Raw genomic sequence first — 20,845 nt, 5'->3', positions numbered from 1 at the left:
AGCGTGCATACTTCCCTATATTTTATCATATATTCAAATAAAAAGAGACAAGGCCTCCCGAGTTGTCCGGTTTGACCTTGCCTCTATGTAAACTTAGCGATTTAGATACTTAAGTGGGTTCTCCAAATTGCCGTTCTTATGAATTTCCAAATGTAAATGGACGCCTGTGGAATCGCCCGTGCTTCCCATAATACCGATTTTGTCACCCTTCTCAACGATGGTGCCTTCGGTAGTTGTAACCTTGCTCATATGACCATATAACGTCTCGTAGCCATTCAAATGATTAATAATAACATAATTGCCGTAATCGGATTTGTAGCCCGTTTCGATCACTTTGCCGTTATCAGCAGCCATGATGCTCTTGTTCCCGGTGATATCAATCCCTTTGTGGAGCTTGCCCCAGCGTACGCCAAACGTACTCGAAATGCTAGGAGAAACGACAGGCCATGCGAACTTGCCAGTGCCTTCGCCTTTGACGACTTTGGTTCCCTTTTTCACTTTGGCTGTGACCGGTTTGTCGATGATCTCTTCATCCACGAGCTTTTCTTCGGTCATTAAACCATCGACCTTCGTCACTTGAATCGTAACCTTCTTCAGCCCGTTCTTGCCTGGCGAAATCGGTTCTACGACCCCGACGCGTTGCGAATCATCTTTCACATACTCCGTATCGTATTGAATCTCTTGATTCTTCACAATGCGTTCTGTCGTTTTAACGGAAAGCGGCGGCTTCAACACCGTGACATCGAGCTGATTGCCGATTTTGAGCTTATCATCCTGAAGCCCAGGATTTTTATCATAAATAAATTGCTTCGTAATCCCTAATTTCTTAGCAATACAAGAAACGCAGTCGCCTTCAACTACCGTGTATTTGGCTGGCTGAACATCACCCGTTTGGAGTTTCTTGACGACGTCTTCGGGTTTAGCCAATTCCTTCGGATCAATATTTACATCGACCTGATCCACCTGCTGAACAAACTCAACCTTCTCAAGCTCCGAAGGTGCAGTTGCAATATCATCGCCCATACTCGCCGATAGCGCAGCAACCTTAGCGGTTTCCTTGCCTTTGGGCGCGAAAGGAGCGCTTACCTGATCCAGAACCTGATTAACGGTCTGTTGATCCTTCAAAATGGCAACCGTCTTCCCGTCTATCTTCAACGCTACCCCGACCGGTTGAGGTATCAGCAGTTGATTAAGAGACGCCAGAACAGATGCATCATCCGACTTAGCATTGTAAGCCCTTTCAGGGCTGTAGGTGATCCCATCTGTTTTGAGAACAACGTGTACTTCTGGAAAATCGTTCTGAACTTCTTGTGGTCTTTGCTGCTTATAGTCATCAATAATTTTATTATCACTTACAATACCTATTTCTTTGCCATCCAGCATAACATGATAAACGTTATTCATGCCTGCTTCCACATATTGATGTCCGGTAAATGTAATTACCCCTGTGAGAGCGATTGCGCTGACTCCCAGTACTAGAGACCATTTATGTCGTTTCATTACCGTTAGCGTCGTTGTTGTCGTTGTTTCTTCCAGCTGCTTGTCTGATACTGATTCATTTCCGGTCAAGCTTTCTCGCTGAGGTGTGAATCTCTTGATGAGATCCTTCACAAAGCGCATACCCCTGAAACCTGTCATGATCTTCTCCCTTTGAACGGTTTTGCATCCACAGATACATAAATAAACCTTGATTAGACATAATATCCATAAAGGATGTCTTCCTTTTGTTAAATTTAACACACTTTCTCTGCCTATTTCAACAAAATCCTCGATATCCATGTGATAGATTCGTGTCAACCACCAAAAGAAGACGCTAAAGAGTCACTTTTTTGTCCGCATTGCCAATTGATTTTTGCTGCTGCTGCTAAATTTGACGAATTTGCTTGAAAATTAGAAAGGGGTTATAGATGATGGAAATCAATCTAGAAGCGAGATTTTTCGACAGATTTAATATGGAAAAAACGGCCGAAATTCTTCGATCGCAAGGTGTGCTCGATATTCGATTTACAACCGAGAACGAATCCAACACTCCTTACTCTACGGACAGCTACGTTCAATCCATGGATCATGACGCGGCTGAACCCATCTACTCCCTTAGGGTCAGTGTTGAGAAATCCCGCTATCGCCAAGCAGAGGATACGATTATCAAATACGGCGGACAGCTCCATTAGCTTTAATCGACTATTCGGATGCCTCTCGAGCTCTAGCTGGTTTAATACTTGCCCAGAATATCGTTCAACTGCTTCAGCTCGTTCTCATTTAAATACTTTTTAAGCGTTTCGTTGATTTGGTCCATCTCATCCGTGGTAATCCCATCCTCGAGCATAACGGATAGATGCTGAACTTCACTTTGCGGCAGCTTGGCAACAACAAGCGAGAATAATTTCATCTTATCTTCGCTGGTTAAGGCCTCCTTCTTTTTGGCAAAATCCTCGGTCGACATGACGATATCTTTCTTCTGTTCATGGCTCTCGCTTTGTACCCGTCCCATCACAGGCAGAGCATCATCCTTCGCTGGGGAAGGCAAGGCGCCAACTTCCTTATTCGGATTACTTTTGGAATCAGCTGTAGGCTGACTTCCAGACGGGCTGGGACTAGGAGCAGGCTTCGCGTTCGAAGGTGTTTCGACTGGAGCAGCTTGCTTCCCTCCGTCTCTACGCATAACTATATTCAGCTCGCCCCCCAATCTTGCAGCAAATTCACTAAATTGAATCTTTTTACCCAAAGCTGGGATCTGATATTGTCGAAATATATCCTCCACGTACATATTCACAACATACCATGTCGTAAACATCGAAATTGATGTAATAAGGACGGTGCTAATGACAATTTTGCTCAACCACGTTAATAATTTCATTTCTTCATATCACTCCTGGCGCATAATCATGTTCCCCCTTCCCAGTATTGACGAAATCATCTCCATTAAATCCCTTTGGACAAAAAAGAAATCCTCTAAGCTGCGCAACAGCCTAGAGGATTTTTGTTTATAAAGCGAAATGACTCGCTTCCCTATTTATTTTATGCGTAGATAGGACGAACCAAGTTTGTTTGCTCACGATTACGGCCTACCGAGAAGATCGCAATCGGAATGCCTGTAAGCTGGGATACGCGCTCTACGTAATGTCTTGCGTTCTCTGGTAGATCGCTCAGCGTACGCGCTTCAGATACGTCTTCTGTCCAACCTGGAAGCTCTTCGTACACGGCTTCGCACTCGGAGATAGCTTTCAAACTAGCTGGGTAGTGCTCGATCAATTCACCGCGGTACATGTAGCCTGTGCAAATTTTGACAGTTTCAAGGCCTGTTAACACGTCGATGGAGTTCAAGGAAAGACCTGTGATCCCACTAACACGTCTTGCGTGACGAACAACAACACTGTCGAACCAGCCTACGCGGCGCGGACGTCCTGTTACTGTGCCGTACTCAAAACCTTTTTCACGAATCCAAGCACCGATCTCATTGTCCAGCTCCGTAGGGAAAGGTCCGTCGCCAACACGTGTTGTGTAAGCTTTGGCTACACCGATGATGTTGTGAATCTTCGTTGGGCCTACGCCGGAACCGATACAAACGCCGCCAGCCGTTGGGTTCGAGGAAGTTACATACGGGTATGTACCTTGGTCGATGTCCAACATAACGCCTTGTGCGCCTTCGAAAAGCACTCTGCGGCCTTGATCGATATATTCATTAAGAATAACGGACGTATCCTTCACATAAGGACGAAGGACCTCAGCGAATGCCAAGTATTCTTTGAGGATAGGCTCTACATCAAGACCTGTGGAACCGTACACTTGCTCGATCAATACATTTTTCTCAGCCACAATGCGTCTAAGCTTCAATTCAAACTCTTCCGCATCCATCAAATCCGCAATACGAATGCCGTTGCGAGCTGCTTTATCCATATAACAAGGTCCGATCCCTTTGCGGGTCGTGCCAATTTTGCTATCACCTTTGCGGTCCTCTTCCAAACCATCCAGCAGCAAATGATACGGCATAATGACATGCGCGCGGTCACTGATGTTCAGATTCGTCGTTGTAAAACCATTATCATGAATGTAATTAATTTCTTCAATAAGTGCAGCTGGGTTGATAACCATCCCATTCCCAATTACACACGCTTTATCTTTGTAAAAAATACCGGAAGGAATCATTGTTAGCTTATATTTCTTGCCGCTAATAATAATCGTATGGCCTGCATTGTTACCACCTTGGTAACGAGCAACAACCTCAGCAGATTCCGCTAAGAAATCCGTGATTTTCCCTTTTCCTTCATCTCCCCATTGCGTACCGACAACAACAACCGTTGACATATGCACTTACCTCCGTACGGTGACGAGTCACCCATAATGAGCCTTGATGGCTGTAATTCCACAGAGAAAAGTTGGACCTCATTAAAGCGCTAAAGCATTCAGCGTCCATCATACTTCCCTCTGGCGATGCAAATCCCTTTACACACCGCTCGCGCGGGTCACAGGCTTACTCACCGAAGGAACACCAGGTCTCTTCGGCAGTGATCTGCAGGAAGTGGACCTACCTTTCGGCATGAAAAACGACCTAACTTCGAACTAGCCCTGCATCATCATACAGGCATTCGACAAGGTTTTTTTCACCGTCTCTAGTGTAGCAGTCCCCCATAGCAAAGTCAATGAAAAACGAACAATTCCACATGTGCTTGTATAATCGTTCGGAAATTGCACACACTATTACATTCCACCTTCGGATCTGCAAGCAAAACGTGAAAACTTGAGGAGGAATCGCGTTAACTCCGCGCTTTGGCTGCTTCTAACCTGCTTGTTCTTTAGGGCTGTTTTTCGGCCTCTCAGCGACCAATTACAGAGAATCTGCTCTTTTCTCCTCCTGTAAGGCCGTTTTTCAGCCTTACGGAGGGCATTTCCAGCTTTCCACCCACCTTAAGGCTGAATTTCGGCCTCTCAGCTTCCACTCGAGGAGAATCTGCTCTTTTCTCCTCCTGTAAGGCTGTTTTTCAGCCTTACGGAGTTCATTTCCAGCTATCCGCTCACTTTAGGGCTGTTTTTCAGCCTTACGGAAGTCAGTCCCAGCTTTCCACCCACCTTAAGGCTGTTTTTCAGCCTCTCAGCTTCCACTCGAGGAGAATCCGCACCTTCGCGGTCAAAAAAAAACAGCCGTCAATACTGACCGGCTGCTGCTTCTTGATGACTTCGATCCATGTTCACGAATTTATTGAATTGCTTCAAGAAAGCCAACTCCACGGTGCCTACCGGACCGTTCCGCTGCTTAGCAATGATAATTTCGATAATGTTCTTCTTCTCGGATTCTTTATCGTAGTAATCGTCACGGTAAAGGAACGCGACGATATCGGCATCTTGCTCGATGGAGCCCGATTCCCGAAGGTCAGACATCATCGGGCGTTTGTCCTGCCGCTGCTCAACACCCCGGCTCAGCTGCGAGAGCGCAATGACCGGTACGTTGAGCTCACGCGCAATTTGCTTCAGCGTACGGGAGATCTCAGAGACCTCCTGCTGACGGTTGTCGCCTTTGCCGCGGCCGGCAATCAGCTGCAAGTAGTCGATGAGGATCATGCCGAGCCCCTTCTCCTGCTGCAGACGACGGCATTTGGCGCGAATGTCCGCGACCGTAATTGACGGTGAATCGTCGATGTAGATGTTGGCCTCAGACAAAGCGCCGATCGCCATCGTCAGCTTCTCCCAGTCGTCGCCCTCGAGGTAACCTGTCCGCATGCGGTTGGCATCGACATTCGCCTCGGCGCAAATCATACGCTGTACGAGCTGCGCCGCGCCCATCTCGAGGGAGAAGATGGCGACGGTTTCCTTCGCTCGGACGCCAACGTTCTGCGCCACATTCAGCGCGAACGCGGTTTTCCCTACGGAAGGACGCGCCGCCAAGATGACAAGGTCAGAACGCTGGAAGCCGGACGTCATCTTATCGAGGTCAATGAACCCCGAAGGGATCCCCGTTGAGCCGCCCTTATTCGAGTAGAGCTGTTCAACCTTCTCGAAGACTTCCATGAGCACGTCGCGAATGACCACGAAGCCGCTTGAGCTGCGGCGCTGCGAAATCTCGAGGATCTTCGATTCAGCCTCGCTCAGCATGGAACCTACATCGTCTTCATTGGCATAGCCGTTGGAGACGATCTGTGTCGCTGTGCGAATCAAGCGGCGAAGCATCGATTTCTCCTCGACGATCGCCGCATAGTAATCGATGTTGGCTGCTGTCGGCACTGCATTGGCCAGCTCCGACAAATACGTTACGCCGCCGATCTCTTCGAGCTGCTGCTTGTTCTGAAGCAGCGATGTTAGTGTTATCAGATCGACAGGCTCCTGATCTTCCGCAAGCTCAACAATCGCTTCGAAGATCCGCTGATGCGTCCCCCGATAGAAATCATCGCTGGATATCCGCTCCATAGCCGTAATCAACGCATCGCCATTAATCAAAATAGCACCGAGCACCGCTTGCTCGGCTTCTATATTTTGAGGGGGTACACGATCCATAAACATATTATCTCCGCTCATGCTGTTATACCCGCCTTTCTTTTCGTAGTTAGTTGTTTCATATTTTCGGATCATTTTAATAAAATAGAAGCCCCCAGAGACTCTTATTGGGACAGGAACCTGCCAAATAAGTGATAGACTCACAAATAAGAGCTGCTAGGGACTTCTATTCAGTTCATTTCTTTTATGACTATGACTTTAATCTGATTGTGTTACTTCTCTTCCGTCACTTGTACATTCAAGCTAGCTGTAACATCACTATGAAGCTTCACAGGAACTTTGGTCACACCAAGTGTGCGAATAGGATCTTCCAAAACAATTTTACGTTTATCGATCACAATTTTATATTGTTTTTCCAGAACCTCAGCAATTTGCTTACTTGGAATCGCTCCGAACAATCGTCCGCCTTCACCTGCTTTGGCCTTGATTTGAACGGTCATTTCTCCCAGCTTCTCACCTAGTGCCTGCGCGTCTGCTTTCTCTTGATCCTTGCGGCGTTGTTCAGCTTTCTTCTGGTTATCGAGCACCTTCACAGTGCCTGTTGTCGCTGGAGCAGCAAGCCCCTGAGCAATCAGGAAATTCTGAGCGTAGCCCTCAGATACTTCTTTCACTTCACCTTTTTTACCTTGGCCTTTCACGTCTTTCAATAAAATTACTTTCATTCGAAAAGTCCCTCCTCTTCCTGAATATCCTCTAATACTTTCTTCAATCGGCTCGTTGCTTCCTCTAAAGTGCCATCCAGCTGAGTAGCCGCATTCGTCAAATGCCCGCCGCCACCCAGTCGCTCCATAACCACTTGGACATTCATCTGCCCCAAAGATCGAGCGCTAATGCCAATCAAACCGTCATGTCGCTCCGCGATGACAAAGGAAGCCATAATATTCGTCATATTCAACAATGTATCAGCAACTTGCGCAATCATCAACTGAGAATATTTATGGTTTGACGACGCAACGGCGAGTGCGATATGTTCGTGAATCGTTTCCGTGTGCTTAATCACTTCGGCTCGCTCGATATAAGAATCGAGATCTTCCTTGAGCAGACGCTGAATAAGCGCGGAATCAGCCCCATTTCGACGTAAATAAGAGGCGGCTTCGAAGGTTCTGGCTCCGGTACGGAGGCTGAAGCTCTTCGTATCTACCACAATGCCGGCAAGCAGCGTCGTGGCCTCCAACACTTCCAATGCAAGCTTCTCATTGATGTATTGGAGCAGCTCCGTCACGAGTTCGCATGTAGACGACGCGTAAGGCTCCATATAGACGAGTGTAGCATCATGGATAAACTCCTCACTGCGACGATGGTGATCGACCACCACGACCCTATGGGTCTGCTGCAGCAGCTTAGGCTCGGCTACCATAGATGCCTTATGCGTATCTACGACAACTGCCAAAGAGCGCTGAGTCGTAATCTGCATCGCTTGTTCCGGTGTGATGAACCAACGATGCAGCCTTTCGTCCGCGGCGATCGTTTCCATCACCTTTTGAATCGACGGATTAACGCCCTCCAGTACGATGTAACCTTCTTTGCCAATTACCTGTACCGCCTTCAAAACACCGATAGAAGCCCCAATACAGTCCATATCCGGAAACCGGTGACCCATGATGATCACCTTGTCACTATCTTTCATCAAATCACGTAACGCATGGGAGATCACTCTTGCCCTTACCCGCGTTCGCTTCTCGACCGCATTCGTTCTGCCGCCATAAAAAGACAGTCGCTGTCCAGCCTTGACGGTAACCTGATCGCCGCCGCGGCCCAAGGACATATCCAGACCCATTTGAGCCATTTGGCCAAGCTCCATAAGCTGTTCAGTCCCTGAGGCGATCCCGATACTTAACGTCATCGGCAGCTTGTTCTCAATGGTCAGATCCCGGACATCATCCAGGATCTCGAATCGTGTTTGCTCTAGTAAGCGCAGAGCTTTCTGGTCCAGCAGGATGAGGAACCGATCTGATGAGGTTCGGCGCAAATAAATTTGGTGCTTTTGAGCCCATTCCGTAATCTCACCGGTCACCTTCGCCAGCATGATACTGCGCGTCTGATCATCCAGTCCTTGCGTCGATTCCTCTAAGTTATCCATCATCACGATACCGATAACCGTTTTTTCATCTTCATACTTCTTGGCCAAAATCGCTTGTTCCGTAATTTCACGGAAATAAAGCAGCCGCTCTTCGGGCTTAATCCATACTTGATAAATAAACTTTCCGATCGATATCTCGAGCTTATCGGTTTTGTCCTTTTTGCTTTTCAGATCAGGTAAATAATCGTACAAGGGCTCACCGATGACCGAATCCTTCTCCAACATTTTCGCGACAAAAGGGTTATGCCATTCAATGCGCTTCTCTTCATTATATAAAATAATTCCGATGGGGAGGCCGCTCATCACTTCATTGCCGGCTTTTTTCACCCGATGTGTAATTGTCCCGACATAAGTGTTCAGCTCTCTACGAAAAGCCGTCTCTGCTTGCAGCGTAAAATATGCCATAACCCCGCAGACCATGAAGGCTGTAAGACCCAACCACCATTTGAACATATAGATTGTCGCTGTCATCACAATGAGCAAAACGAAAATCCACACGATATGTTGACCGTGCCATCGCTTTAAAAGGAACTTCGGCATTCGAAACTAGCTCCTAATCCTATAAATTTTTCTTAAACCGTTCACGGATTGGAAACGCAACATCAAATACCCCTAATAAGCTGTATACGATAAAAAGAGGAGGCATAAAACATACCAAGATTATCGCTGCAATCGGTAAAATAGGCTTCCACTTGTTCGCATGAGCAACGAAGAACAGAAAGCAAATCGCTTGGATGGTAAAAGCGAGCATAAGCAGCGGCATCGCATTCATCAGCAGCGTGGGAATGAAGGAGTTTGAATTGGGGTTCGTGAATAAATCCAAAACAAACACAATCAAATAGAGCCAAACGAGCGATTTCTGCAGCATCCACTCCCGCATAGGGCGCAGTCCGGGAATACCTTCCCCTGTTTTATTAAGCAGCCAACGGCTGATACCGTGAGTTACAAACGTATAGAACAGGGCAACGAAAATCAAGTACAACGGAATCACTTGGACAATGAAATTCACATACCAGTTTTGATCCTTCGGCAGCACCTCTTGAATCCCTGCAGGCATGCTCGCAATGCTGTCTATCATGAAGTTTTTGAACTTCGCAACCGGATCGAACCCAAGTGAATACCCGATCAGAAGAGTGATCAACGATTCCGCCAGAAACGTAATGATTCCTGCCGTCAACACGGACCTTGCGGCTGCTTTGCGTTTATATAAATTACCCATAACCAGAACCGGCGGCAAGAAGAACAGAGAAACCGATATCAACGAAATCCCATGCCATTGGGTTAATAAATAAACGACAAGCAAGCTCACCACATAACTGATCACGAAACGCTTGGTGCTTGATTTAACGTATAGCATTAATACAGGAATGATAAGAAAACTAAATGTGAAAATAATAAAAGGCGTCATTAAAGATAGCAATGAAACAATGGTCACTGCGCTCCAGATAATGCTTTGCCAATTTCGATTCCCCAACCGGGCTCACCTCTTACGTAAATGTTCTTCGAGCGATGAAATGTCGCCGTACCAATCCTCAAGTTGATGGCCCTCTTGGCGGTGCTTCTTCATTTTATCTATAATGGCTTCGTCCAAACTGCGATAAGATATACCAAGTCTTCTTCCCAAAATATAACCGCTTGAGATTAAGCTGGCTAATCCATCGACAATTTTCACTTGGCTGCCTTCCCATATGCCTTTGAGTAGATGTGCTACATGATCTACGACTTCTGTCTTGAGCCACTCAATGACTTTGGCCCGTCTGGCTAGGTCAACATCCTTTTCCCTACTCAGCAACCGTCATCTCTCCCCATCCAACAAAGACTATGGAGTCAATTATACCACAAATACGCACAAGAAAAGAAAACCTCTACGAACGGTGTGGATCCTGAATTATTGGAGATTCCCGCACGTCTCTTCACATCGTTCTATTCATGCCAAATCGGATTCATTTGAATGAGCCATTTACAGTATCTTAACTTGACCCTCATGTACTTTAAATTTATATTTATGACAAATGTACAGAGTAAGAACAAATGTAAAAACTTACAAATACGAACAACATTGAGGTGACAACATGCAGGTAAATATCTTGGGATTCTGGGGTGGATATCCTTCTGCCGGTGGCGCAACAGCAGGCTACTTAGTAACAACGGACGAAGGACAAATTTTGCTGGATTGTGGAAGTGGCGTAATGAGCCAACTGACCTTTCATACGTCCGTAGAGCGCTTGTCCGGCGTTATTTTATCCCATTTGCATCATGATCATATGGCCGATGTCGGGATTTTACAGTACGCTGCTGTGGGAGCCATAAGAAACAAACGGATGAACCACAAGCTAAAGTTATTCGTGCCTGACGAACCGGCTGATACGCTTAGCAAACTGTATGGTCCGCATACCGATATCACCCTGATTAATCCCCTACTAAAGATTCAATTAGCTGGAGCGGAAATTGAATTTGTTCCCGTACAGCATACGATATCCTGTTACGCTGTGAAAATTACTTATCAAGGCAAAGTATTGGTTTATTCCGGTGATACCTCGTATTGCGATTCGTTAATAGAAATCGCCAAAGATGCGGATATCTTCTTGTGTGAAGCGACCATCTGCGAGGGCAGCCATCATACAACTGGTGACGGACATATGGACGCAAGCCAAGCGGCAACGATCGCCGAAAAAGCAAACGTTAAGAAATTAATTCTGGTGCATTTGCCAGGAGACGGCAATCTTGAATTAATGAAACAAACGGCAAGTGAAGTGTTTGGCGGCCCTGTCTTCCTTCCTACCACAGCGGATATGTACACGGTCTAAACTCGCAATCCCAAATTGAATGGAGCAAAATCATGTATAGATTATTAGCGCTAGACATGGACGGCACACTGCTGAATCCTAACAAGATCATAACACCTAGGGTTTATCAATCCCTGCAAGCCCTTATAGGAAAGGGGGTGAACGTAACCATTGCTTCGGGGCGCTTTCCCGCTTCGGTTTGGCTGCACGGCAAACACGTAGGTATGAATGCTCCGCTTGTCGCTTTTAATGGAGCCGTTATCTTGGATGCCAGTACCGGAGCGAAAATACACGGTTATCCAATTCCGTCTGCTGCCGCTCAGCGCATTGCAGCATTAGGAGAACGAACAGGCTCATACGTACATTTTTACGGCTATCAGGAGCTATTTGTCGAACAAGTCAATGCAATGAATGCGGCGTGGCCTTTAGCCAATGTTGTCATGGACCCCAGCAAAGCCCATACCTATGAGAATTATAAGGATCAGGCGAGCAGCATTCAGGTGAAACCAGTAGGCTCTTTGGTCACATTTGCGAAGACTACATCGGAACTGCTTTATAAAGCTACCTTCATTAACGAAGATAGTCATTTACTGGACGAGCTGTATTATGAGCTTCAATCCTGGCAGGAGTTCACTTTGACTAGAACTGGAAAAAGACGCTTTGATGTCAACGCAGCAGGTGTCAGCAAACAAGCAGCCTTAGAGGTCGTATGCCGCTCGTTAGGCATTTCGTCCGACCAGGTTGCTGCTATGGGCGATTATGACAATGATGTGGACATGCTCCAATGGGCAGGACTAGGTATCGCCATGGATAATGGCAGCGATGAGGCCAAGAAAGCCGCCAACGCAGTAACGGCAAGCAACCAAGACGATGGCGTTGCCGACGCGATTGGGCGATACTTTCAAAATCTATCGGTGTAACAGAATTCTTTCTTGCCATGTTTACAAACTAGGAATCCACAGTTAACAGCCTTCTGACAAATGCTTTATATACTAAAAATAAAAGATATTTAGGGAGAGAACCATGTTGATGAAAAAAGGATCTATCATAGCTAGTTTGGCAGTACTACTCGTAGTAAGTGGCTGCGGTGCAAAAACGGCTCAACCATCCCCTTCTCAAGGAGCTCAAGCGACTCCGTCAGCAACAGCAGCGCAAGTTTCAGGGAAGCTGACGTTCTATACCTCCCAACCAGAAGATGATGTGACGAAGCTAATCACCGCATTCAATAAGAAATATCCCGATGTGAAAGTAGAAAACTTCCGTTCTGGAACTGAAGAAGTAACTGCGAAAATCCAGGCCGAGAGTCAAGCCGGCAAAGTGCAAGCCGATGTGCTTTTACTCGCTGATTCCGTCACCTTTGAAGGTTTAAAGAAACAAAATCTGCTAGCCTCTTATAAATCACCGGAATTAGCAAAAATTCCAAAAGATCTGGTTGATCCAGAGGGCATGTATGCGGGAACGAAAGTGATGGCAACCGTTCTTGCGATTAATACACAAAAAGTAAAAGCAATCCCAACCTCTTGGAAAGTACTTTCCTCTGCGGAGAGCAAAGATGCGGCTATCATGCCAAGCCCGATCTACTCCGGTGCTGCTGCTTATAATTTAGGCGTATTGACTCGCACAGACGGATTCGGTTGGGACTATTTCAAAGGCTTAAAAGCGAACAATATTTCCGTTGTCAAAGGAAACGGTGTTGTGCTTAATGCTGTAGCCGCTGGAGAAAAATCGTACAGCATGGTCGTTGACTATCTGGTAGCGCGTGAGAAAGCCAAAGGTTCTTCGGTTGATTTGATCTATCCTACAGAGGGCGTTCCGGTTATTACAGAGCCTATCGGCATCATGAAAAATGCAGCAAATGAAAAAGCAGCGCAAGCTTTTGTCGACTTCGTATTATCCGAAGATGGCCAAAAATTAGCTTCCGATATCGGCTACACCCCCATTCGCGAAGGTGTTCCGGCTCCAAAAGGTCTAAAAAGCATCTCCGAATTCAAAGTAATCTCCTCTGACATAACCAAACTGACAGAAGCTCGTGACGCAGACAAGAAACAGTTTACTCAGTTATTCGGACAATAAGAAGCGGAGCACATAAACAATGATCGATTCAAAGAAGATTCAGATTGCGAGGGAGGAAGTCGGGATCAAACCCGCACTCCTCCCCTTTTTTATGAAAAGAGCTGCTATTCTGTTAACCGTCATCTTGCTTGTTGTGTTCTTTATCATACCCATTGCTAAATTAATCTATTTAAGCATGCATAGCGGAGCTGGGCTAACCCTAACGCATTATATGGAAATGCTGAAGCAGGACAGACTGTGGAAAACGCTCAAAGACACCTTTGTTATCGTTACTGGTTCCTCCCTATTATCCATTATACTAGGCGTCTTATCGGCTTGGTTCATGGGTTATACCGATCTTAAACATAAGAAACTGCTTCATATGGCTATTTTGCTTTCCTTTATACTGCCTTCTTACGTCTTAACCTTATCTTGGTCTTCCTTCATGGGCACGCAAGGATTCGCAGCTAATCTTCTGCACTTTTTTTATCCTGATGCTAAACCATGGAGCATGTACAGCTACGGCGGCATTATCTTCGTAATGGGTATTCATCATTTCCCGCTTGTTTATTTATTGACCGTTGATGTGCTCAAAAAAATTCCTCGGGATCTAGAGTGGGCAACAAGAGCAAGCGGCGCCGGAAGATGGAAAACCTTTTATCTGGTCACCCTACCCTTGTCTTTACCTGGTTTAACCGCTGGTGGACTGCTCGTATTCCTGGCTTCGTTAGATAATTTCGGAATTCCAGCCTTCCTTGGCATTCCCAAAAATATATCCGTATTAAGCACGTTGATTTATGAGGAAATTATTGGTTTTGGTCCTTCCGCTTTTGCAAGGGCAGCCGCTTTATCCGTTATGCTGGGCATTATCGCCGTCATTGGTACGCTCTTGCAATGGCTTTCCGTCAAAAAAATCAAAGCGGTGGATACCGTTATGATCGATAACAGTCCACGCCACTTGCTTGGAAAGCACAGATCATGGATAACCACGACCATCTGGGCGTTTCTCGCTTTGATTACTGTGGTGCCGTTAAGCTCCATGGTTGCGATCTCCTTAAAAAAAGCGTATGGACTTCCTTTTAAATCCGTCAATTTGACGTTTGCCAATTATCATTACATCCTGCTTGAGAATCCGAAAGTATGGCAATCCATTAAAAACAGCTTCATGCTTTCTGCCACAACCCTGGTCGTTTGCTTAGTACTCGGATCCCTGATTGCTTATGTTCGAGTACGCAAGCCTTCGTGGATAACCAAAACGACCGAGCTAGCTGTCGCCCTTCCTTATACATTGCCTGGAATCGTGTTTGCCCTGTCCATGATATTCGCATGGATGGAACCGATCCCTGGCTGGAATCCCGGTGTTTATGGGTCCATTCGTATTTTATTTATTGCTTATGTCTGCCGATTTCTTATTTTGCAGGTCCGTGCAAGTATTACAGCTTTTATGCAAATCGATGCCTCCATGGAAGAGGCCGCACATATTTTCGGCGCTGGTTTTTGGCGGAAATGGACATCCATCCTACTACCGCTTCTGCTTCCCGGACTGTTAAGCGGAGCATTTCTTGTCTTTTTGACAGCTTTCACAGAACTAACCGTATCTGCACTGCTATGGTCGACCGGCTCTCAGACGATCGGTGTTACGATATTCAGCTTTGAGCAGGCTGGTAATACCCTGTATTCAACGGCGCTATCCAGTTTAATTGTCATCTTAATCGTTCTAGGCATGGTCATTCTTCATCTGTTTGAAAAGTTTCAATCCAAAAAAGGAGTTCAGCAGCCATGAGCATTCAAATCGCCAACGTTAGTAAAAAATTCGGAAGCTTTCAAGCGCTGAAATTATTAAATTTATCGATCGCCGAAGGTGAATTCGTGGCCATTCTAGGTCCATCCGGCTGCGGTAAAACAACTCTGCTGCGCATGCTTGCCGGATTTGAACAGCCTACAACTGGAGAAATCCAGATGAATCATACTACGGTAGCGAAGCCAGGCTTTAGTCTTCCTCCGGAAAAAAGAAGAATCGGCATGGTCTTTCAGGCCTTCGCCTTGTGGCCGCACCTAAATGTCACTGAGCATGTACGGTTTCCGATCCGTCATCATAAAGAGACGCCAGCCTCTATTAAAAGCAGGGAGCAGGATCGTATTACCGAAGTACTTCAGATGGTCGGCTTGTCACAACACGCTTTACGTATGCCGCATGAGCTGTCTGGCGGCCAAAAGCAGCGGGTCGCTCTAGCTAGAGCGATTGCTTCTGAACCTTCCCTGCTGTTGATGGACGAACCGCTCAGCAGTTTGGATGCCATGCTGCGCATGGATATGCGTCGTGAAATTCAATCCATCCACAGGCAGACTGGAACTGCTGTCGTTTACGTAACCCATGATCAGGGCGAGGCTCTGGCCATGGCAGATCGAATCGTCGTCATGAAGGACGGACAAATTGAGCAGATCGGTACACCCCAAGACATTTATTTGCGACCGCAAACAGAATTTGTTGCCAAATTCGTTTCCAAAGCCAATTTGGTTCGTGGCCGCTGGCACAACGACATGTTTGCACCGATAAGTTCTGATGGAACCGTCCAGTGGCATGGCAGCCAAGTAGCTGACTACTTTAGAGCGACTGGTTTATATCCAGTTCGCCCCGATCAATTTCAACTGAGTCCTCCCCATCAGTCAGGTATTCAGGGTGAGGTTGTTAATGTGCAATTTCAAGGAAAGGAATTCCATTATGATATCCGATCCGAAGACGGCCAGTGGGAAATCAGTTCCCCGCTCCATTTTCAACTGCATGACAAAGTATCCCTCAATTTATTGAATGAACCTGTACAGAACTATAACAATATTGAGGTGTTTGCGTGAAACGAAGCATGATTTTTTTTGATATCGACGGAACCTTGCTGGATCATAATAAGCAGCTGCCTCCTTCAACCAAAGAAGCCATTCTCAAATTGAAGGAGGCAGGCCATGAGCTTTCCTTTGCAACCGGCCGCTCCCCTTTTATGCTCAAACCACTGCGGGATGAACTCGGCATCGATTCCTTCGTAGGTTTCAATGGCCAATATGTGATGCTGCAAGACAAGTTAATTTATAAGAACCCCATTCCTACAAGTCTCATTCGTTCTTTATCGGACTACGCCCTGGAAAGCGGCAATCCCCTTGTATATTTAGACCACGAAGGGATGAGAAGCAGCATCCAGTACCATTCTCACGTCGAAGAGAGCATCGGCACTTTACTTTACACCCATCCGGAGTACGGCCCTACTTACTATGAAGATCGGGAAATATATCAAACCATGCTTTTCTGTACCGTTGATGAAGAAGCCGCCTATCAAGAACGGTTTCAGCAGCTCGATTTTGTTCGATGGCATCCTGTCTCCATGGATGTACTGCCGTTTGGCGGTTCCAAAGCTCAGGGCATTGAGCGGCTCATTCACACTCTCGGCTTTGCCAGGGAGGATGTTTATGCATTCGGCGATAATCTCAATGATATGGAGATGCTGCAGTATGTAGGCCATAGCGTGGCGATGGGCAACTCGCCTGATTTCGTAAAAAAAGCAGCACGCTATGTAACAAAGGACGTTAGTCAGGACGGCATTGCCTATGGCTTGGAGCTTGTAGGCTTATTATAAGAAGTATAGGATTAGTTAGATGAACCAAAAAAGCCCTATAAGCGTAACATCTTTTCACAAAATGTTACGCTTATAGGGCTTTTCAACATCCATTTTTGTTAACTCGAGGATACGATCAAATGATTCTCTTTTAGTCGAGCCACTAGGCTGGACGCAGTCAGTTCATCCGTTATGAGCACATGTACATATTTCCCTTTTAAAGCCGCGAGAATACTATCGATTTTATGTAAACCGACTGCAATCCCAATCACCATTTTCACGGTTTTCAAATGCTCTAGCTCGATACCAATAACCTTGTCATTAATGGGATGCTTGCAAAGCTCACCATTTTGGTCAATAAAGCGGGAATTAATATCGGCTACCGCATGCAATGATTTCAATTCCTGCAGCACATCCTGACTCAAATAACCAATCTGTTCCATCGTAGACATGGCAAACGGATTGCCGATTCCGACTAAAGCCATATCGATTTGCTTGCCTTCCTCTAAAACGGATGCTATGTAAGGAAGTTGAACGAGCTGATCTCTAAGAAGCTCAGTCTCCACCACCGCGGGTGCATAGAGAGATTCACATTTGACCCCCATTTTTTTAGACAATTCGTAGGCAATTTGATTAGAGTGAATCTCCGTCTTGTCATTGCCCATCCCGCCGACTAAGGGTATGATCTTGAGATTTTCTTTTTGCTCAAAGGGGAATTCCTTCACCATATGAAACAAGGTCGTGCCCCAAGATACACCGATGCGTTCCGTTTGCTTCATTGATTTCAGTACAAATTGTGACGTCGCCTTGCCAACCGTGCTATATATCAGATCCTGATTCAAGTCTCGGGTAGGTACCACAAGCACTTGTCTGAGATCAAATGCCGTTTCAATTTCTTTCTCCAGATCGCTGGTTTCCAACCTATCATCATGAATGAGGATTTCTACAATGGACTCATCCCTTGCCTTTTGCAGTAATTTGGAGACGGCCGGTCGTGAAATGCCGAATTTGACCGCAATTTTCTCCTGCGTCCATGACTCAAAATAATAGAGTTTACATATTTTTACGATCAGTTTTCTTTCTTCTGAATTTAACAGGCAACTCACCACCTACATTTGTTCTTACCTTACACATTTGTAGTAAATATAAAATTAATAACGAATAACGTCAAGTTAAGAGTTCGTAAATCGCATATTCTTGGGTCCCACCCGCGCAGTAAAAACGACAGTGATGAAGATGATTACGAATCTCGTCAAGCCGACAAGTGAGGAGATTCTATGATAGATGTATTTGTGAGAGGGACATTTATTATTTTCGCGGCCGTCTTGCTGCGGCAAAAGGGAAAGAATCTGCTGAAGAAAGGTTACAGCTGCCGAGTTAATTCCTGTGAAAACAAATGAAGTTCCTCTGTAATATCTGGGTCTATAAAAAACTATCCTTTCGTGGTTAATTCTACTTCCTTAGCTTGATGGGCATGCGGCGGTAACCCTTATAAATCCATATCAAACAGCTAAGAGCCTTACAAATTTCATGACTTAACTTTTGCAGTCATATGAATCTAGCTACTAGGTCATTGTGACTTTTTTCGATTAGTATAAAAGGGTATTAAGAATTAAGAATACGATGGTTCAGGTATCTTAACGAAGTGATTTGAGGGATTCAAATTTGCATTTCATTATATTAAGTCAAAAGGTTGCATCATCCTTACATAGAGTTCTAGAATAAAGGTAATAGAAATGAGGGGGATCATTTTTGTATAGAGTGGCTATTTGCGATGATGAAGAGAGACAAAGAGAGCTTGTTAGAGCTATCCTTATTACTTTGTCGATAAAGTCAAACATAGATTTTGAGATCGAATTATTCGGCTCGGGAGAGCAGTTGGTATCTTATTATGAGCGCCGTGAAAATCCATTCCATATATTGATCTTGGACATTGAAATGGATGGAATGAACGGGATTCAAACAGCCCGTACAATAAGAGGGTTAAATAACCCGGATGAACAAATTATTTTTCTGACAAGCTACCCTCAATATATGGTGGAAAGTTTTGACGTCATGACATTCCAGTATTTGATAAAACCCATTGCCCCCTCGACCTTGGAGGAGAAAATCATCAAGCTATGTCAATACTTTCAAGCACTTGATAAAAAATTCATGGTCATCAAATCTGCCTATGAAGAAGTCGTTTTAAAATATGATGATCTCATTAGTATTGAAGCTGCCAAAAGCTTAACCATAAAAAGCAAACTACATTTTACTACCTCTAATCAAACCTATGAAAGCAAAGGCATCATCTCTGATTATGCTTTGGCATTAAAAGACTGTAACTTCTTGCAAATCCATCGTTCCATTATTATTAACCTGCTTCATGTGAGAAAGTTTGCTAGCGGAGTTGTTCTAATGTCCAATGGGTTGGAATTACCTATAGGCCGTTCTAAAATTAAAGAGGTTAAAGATACTTACACCAAATTTATGATTATGAAGGTCAATTGATATGATTTCAAATAATTTTCCTATTGTCTTTAGCATTGTACTACTGATGGGTGTTCAAATTAATTTTTTCTTCAACTCGGTATTTGATAAATCAACTAAAAAACATTACCGATTCATTTACTTCCTTATCTTTGGGTTGCTTTATTACCTATATCTAGTTATTCCCGTCTCGCCTATTTTATCTTCGATTCTAACCTTGCTTATGATATTTAGTTGTGCGCAATCTTATAAAGTAGAATTTAAAACCAAGTTCACTTTTTCAATACTTTACGCTGTTTTAATAACTCTCGCTAATTTTATATCCCTTTATCTTTTTTATACCATAGATTCAGTTGACTTTAGCTTTGATCCTGTAAATGAACAAGACCAAATAGCCAACACGAAAGCTATTTTACTCGGTTGTGTGATCATGTTTGCGATCATTCAGATCATACGACTAGTTACAAAACGTAGAAGTTTATCTTTGGATAATCGTTACTACGTATTATTCTTGGTTGTTCCTATCGTAAGTATATACCAGCTGAGTACTCTAACTTATAAGGACGTTTATTCTTTCATTTCCGTTATTGGATTTCTTTTCTTAAACGTTATGATTGTCTATATTTTTGATAATATCGTTGATAAATTTCAATTCTTGCATGAGAATACTCAGTTGCAACATCAGATGGACTATCAGGATGCGAATTATGAAAAAGTCGTTCACAGCTTCAAATCCATTAAAAGAATCATTCACGATACGAATCAACAGTTTTTGTATATTGAAGAGTGTATTAAGCGAAATGAGTTAGCAGCAGCCATGGAACATATTAAGACTACATTAAATAAAGTCGAGGGAGCCTATCACCGGGTGAATACAGGGAATCTGGTTATAGATGCTCTTGTCACAAATACGCTTAATATTGGACAAGCCAATGGCATAAGAATAGATACTAAGCTTAACTTATGTTCACAAGAAGTCCATATTGACCGTTATGACTTATGTGTTGTCATTGGAAACATGCTAGATAACGCAATAGAAGCTTCTAAAAAGCTAAAAATCGCAGAAGACAGATACATGCTTATAAAGATACATGCTACCGAGTCTACCCTTCTCATTCACATCTTGAATCATATGGAGAATGAAGTTGCCCACTTATACAGCCACAAACCAAACCCGGAATTTCATGGTATTGGATTAACGAACATAGCTAGAATCTGCGACAAGTACGGTGGTCATATGACCATTGAAACGAAGCATAAAGTATTTAATAATATGGTCCTACTGCCATTTAACAGCAACAATCCTTAGACAGCATGTTGTTTAGGGATTGTTTTTTTCGTTTCAGGGTGATTTTTAATATAACAGC

The 20,845-nt window shown here is 44.7% G+C and carries 18 protein-coding genes; 9 read left to right on the top strand and 9 right to left on the bottom strand.

The features are described 5' to 3' along the window. Positions 1–93: 93 nt before the first annotated feature. A complete protein-coding gene (locus tag HQN90_RS19975) occupies positions 94–1,638 on the bottom strand; it encodes a M23 family metallopeptidase (RefSeq protein WP_173221881.1) in 1,545 nt (514 codons plus the stop codon). A gap of 269 nt (positions 1,639–1,907) precedes the next feature. Between HQN90_RS19975 and HQN90_RS19970 the strand changes: the two genes are divergently transcribed. Further along, positions 1,908–2,171: a hypothetical protein gene (locus HQN90_RS19970; protein ID WP_173221879.1), complete on the top strand. Its 264-nt coding sequence runs from the start codon at positions 1,908–1,910 to the stop codon at positions 2,169–2,171. Between the two features lie 41 nt (positions 2,172–2,212). Here HQN90_RS19970 and HQN90_RS19965 read toward each other — a convergent pair whose 3' ends face one another. The 7 genes from HQN90_RS19965 to HQN90_RS19935 all read right to left on the bottom strand — a co-directional run bounded on the left by HQN90_RS19965 (position 2,213) and on the right by HQN90_RS19935 (position 10,358). Then, positions 2,213–2,857, bottom strand: a complete 645-nt coding sequence (locus tag HQN90_RS19965) for a hypothetical protein (RefSeq protein ID WP_173221877.1) — start codon at positions 2,855–2,857, stop codon at positions 2,213–2,215. A 161-nt stretch (positions 2,858–3,018) separates the two neighbouring features. After that, the gene (locus HQN90_RS19960; RefSeq protein WP_079415799.1) at positions 3,019–4,305 is read right to left on the bottom strand and encodes an adenylosuccinate synthase; all 1,287 of its coding nucleotides are present in this window, start codon (positions 4,303–4,305) and stop codon (positions 3,019–3,021) included. Between the two features lie 837 nt (positions 4,306–5,142). Next, a complete protein-coding gene (gene dnaB, locus HQN90_RS19955; RefSeq protein ID WP_079415801.1) occupies positions 5,143–6,507 on the bottom strand; it encodes a replicative DNA helicase in 1,365 nt (454 codons plus the stop codon). A 191-nt stretch (positions 6,508–6,698) separates the two neighbouring features. Continuing rightward, positions 6,699–7,148 carry a 50S ribosomal protein L9 gene (gene rplI, locus HQN90_RS19950; RefSeq protein ID WP_079415803.1) on the bottom strand — a complete coding sequence of 150 codons (450 nt, stop codon included), beginning with the start codon at positions 7,146–7,148 and terminating at the stop codon, positions 6,699–6,701. After that, on the bottom strand, positions 7,145–9,106 hold the full coding sequence (locus tag HQN90_RS19945; RefSeq protein WP_173221875.1) for a DHH family phosphoesterase: 1,962 nt from the start codon (positions 9,104–9,106) through the stop codon (positions 7,145–7,147). The genes rplI and HQN90_RS19945 overlap by 4 nt, the downstream gene beginning before the upstream one ends. 19 nt (positions 9,107–9,125) lie before the next feature. Then, on the bottom strand, positions 9,126–10,040 hold the full coding sequence (locus tag HQN90_RS19940; protein ID WP_173221873.1) for a DUF2232 domain-containing protein: 915 nt from the start codon (positions 10,038–10,040) through the stop codon (positions 9,126–9,128). A gap of 6 nt (positions 10,041–10,046) precedes the next feature. Then, a complete protein-coding gene (locus HQN90_RS19935) occupies positions 10,047–10,358 on the bottom strand; it encodes a MazG-like family protein (protein WP_173221871.1) in 312 nt (103 codons plus the stop codon). 280 nt (positions 10,359–10,638) lie between these two features. Here HQN90_RS19935 and HQN90_RS19930 point away from each other — a divergent pair, with 280 nt between their 5' ends. From HQN90_RS19930 to HQN90_RS19905, 6 genes are all read left to right on the top strand, one after another. Further along, positions 10,639–11,373, top strand: coding sequence for an MBL fold metallo-hydrolase (locus HQN90_RS19930; protein WP_173221869.1), 735 nt, complete (start codon positions 10,639–10,641; stop codon positions 11,371–11,373). Between the two features lie 32 nt (positions 11,374–11,405). After that, positions 11,406–12,272, top strand: a complete 867-nt coding sequence (locus HQN90_RS19925) for a Cof-type HAD-IIB family hydrolase (protein ID WP_173221867.1) — start codon at positions 11,406–11,408, stop codon at positions 12,270–12,272. Positions 12,273–12,375: 103 nt separating this feature from the next. Then, positions 12,376–13,425: an ABC transporter substrate-binding protein gene (locus HQN90_RS19920; RefSeq protein WP_173221865.1), complete on the top strand. Its 1,050-nt coding sequence runs from the start codon at positions 12,376–12,378 to the stop codon at positions 13,423–13,425. A 19-nt stretch (positions 13,426–13,444) separates the two neighbouring features. Then, the gene (locus HQN90_RS19915) at positions 13,445–15,187 is read left to right on the top strand and encodes an ABC transporter permease (protein WP_173221863.1); all 1,743 of its coding nucleotides are present in this window, start codon (positions 13,445–13,447) and stop codon (positions 15,185–15,187) included. After that, the gene (locus HQN90_RS19910) at positions 15,184–16,257 is read left to right on the top strand and encodes an ABC transporter ATP-binding protein (RefSeq protein WP_173221861.1); all 1,074 of its coding nucleotides are present in this window, start codon (positions 15,184–15,186) and stop codon (positions 16,255–16,257) included. The genes HQN90_RS19915 and HQN90_RS19910 overlap by 4 nt, the downstream gene beginning before the upstream one ends. Then, the gene (locus tag HQN90_RS19905; RefSeq protein WP_173221859.1) at positions 16,254–17,027 is read left to right on the top strand and encodes a Cof-type HAD-IIB family hydrolase; all 774 of its coding nucleotides are present in this window, start codon (positions 16,254–16,256) and stop codon (positions 17,025–17,027) included. Before HQN90_RS19910 ends, HQN90_RS19905 begins: the two co-directional genes overlap by 4 nt. A gap of 98 nt (positions 17,028–17,125) precedes the next feature. On the opposite strand, the gene HQN90_RS19900 is transcribed toward HQN90_RS19905, so the two are convergent. Beyond that, positions 17,126–18,112, bottom strand: coding sequence for a sugar-binding transcriptional regulator (locus HQN90_RS19900; protein ID WP_338042355.1), 987 nt, complete (start codon positions 18,110–18,112; stop codon positions 17,126–17,128). A 646-nt stretch (positions 18,113–18,758) separates the two neighbouring features. Here HQN90_RS19900 and HQN90_RS19895 point away from each other — a divergent pair. Together HQN90_RS19895 and HQN90_RS19890 are read left to right on the top strand one after the other, a co-directional pair. Continuing rightward, positions 18,759–19,499, top strand: a complete 741-nt coding sequence (locus HQN90_RS19895) for a LytR/AlgR family response regulator transcription factor (RefSeq protein WP_173221857.1) — start codon at positions 18,759–18,761, stop codon at positions 19,497–19,499. A gap of 1 nt (position 19,500) precedes the next feature. Beyond that, on the top strand, positions 19,501–20,787 hold the full coding sequence (locus HQN90_RS19890; protein WP_173221855.1) for a sensor histidine kinase: 1,287 nt from the start codon (positions 19,501–19,503) through the stop codon (positions 20,785–20,787). The last annotated feature ends 58 nt before the right edge of the window (positions 20,788–20,845 follow it).

Source organism: Paenibacillus alba (assembly GCF_013204855.1).
GTDB lineage: Bacteria > Bacillota > Bacilli > Paenibacillales > NBRC-103111 > Paenibacillus_E > Paenibacillus_E alba.
Note: the sequence above shows the minus strand (reverse complement) of the source record. Positions and strands in the feature narration are given on the sequence as shown.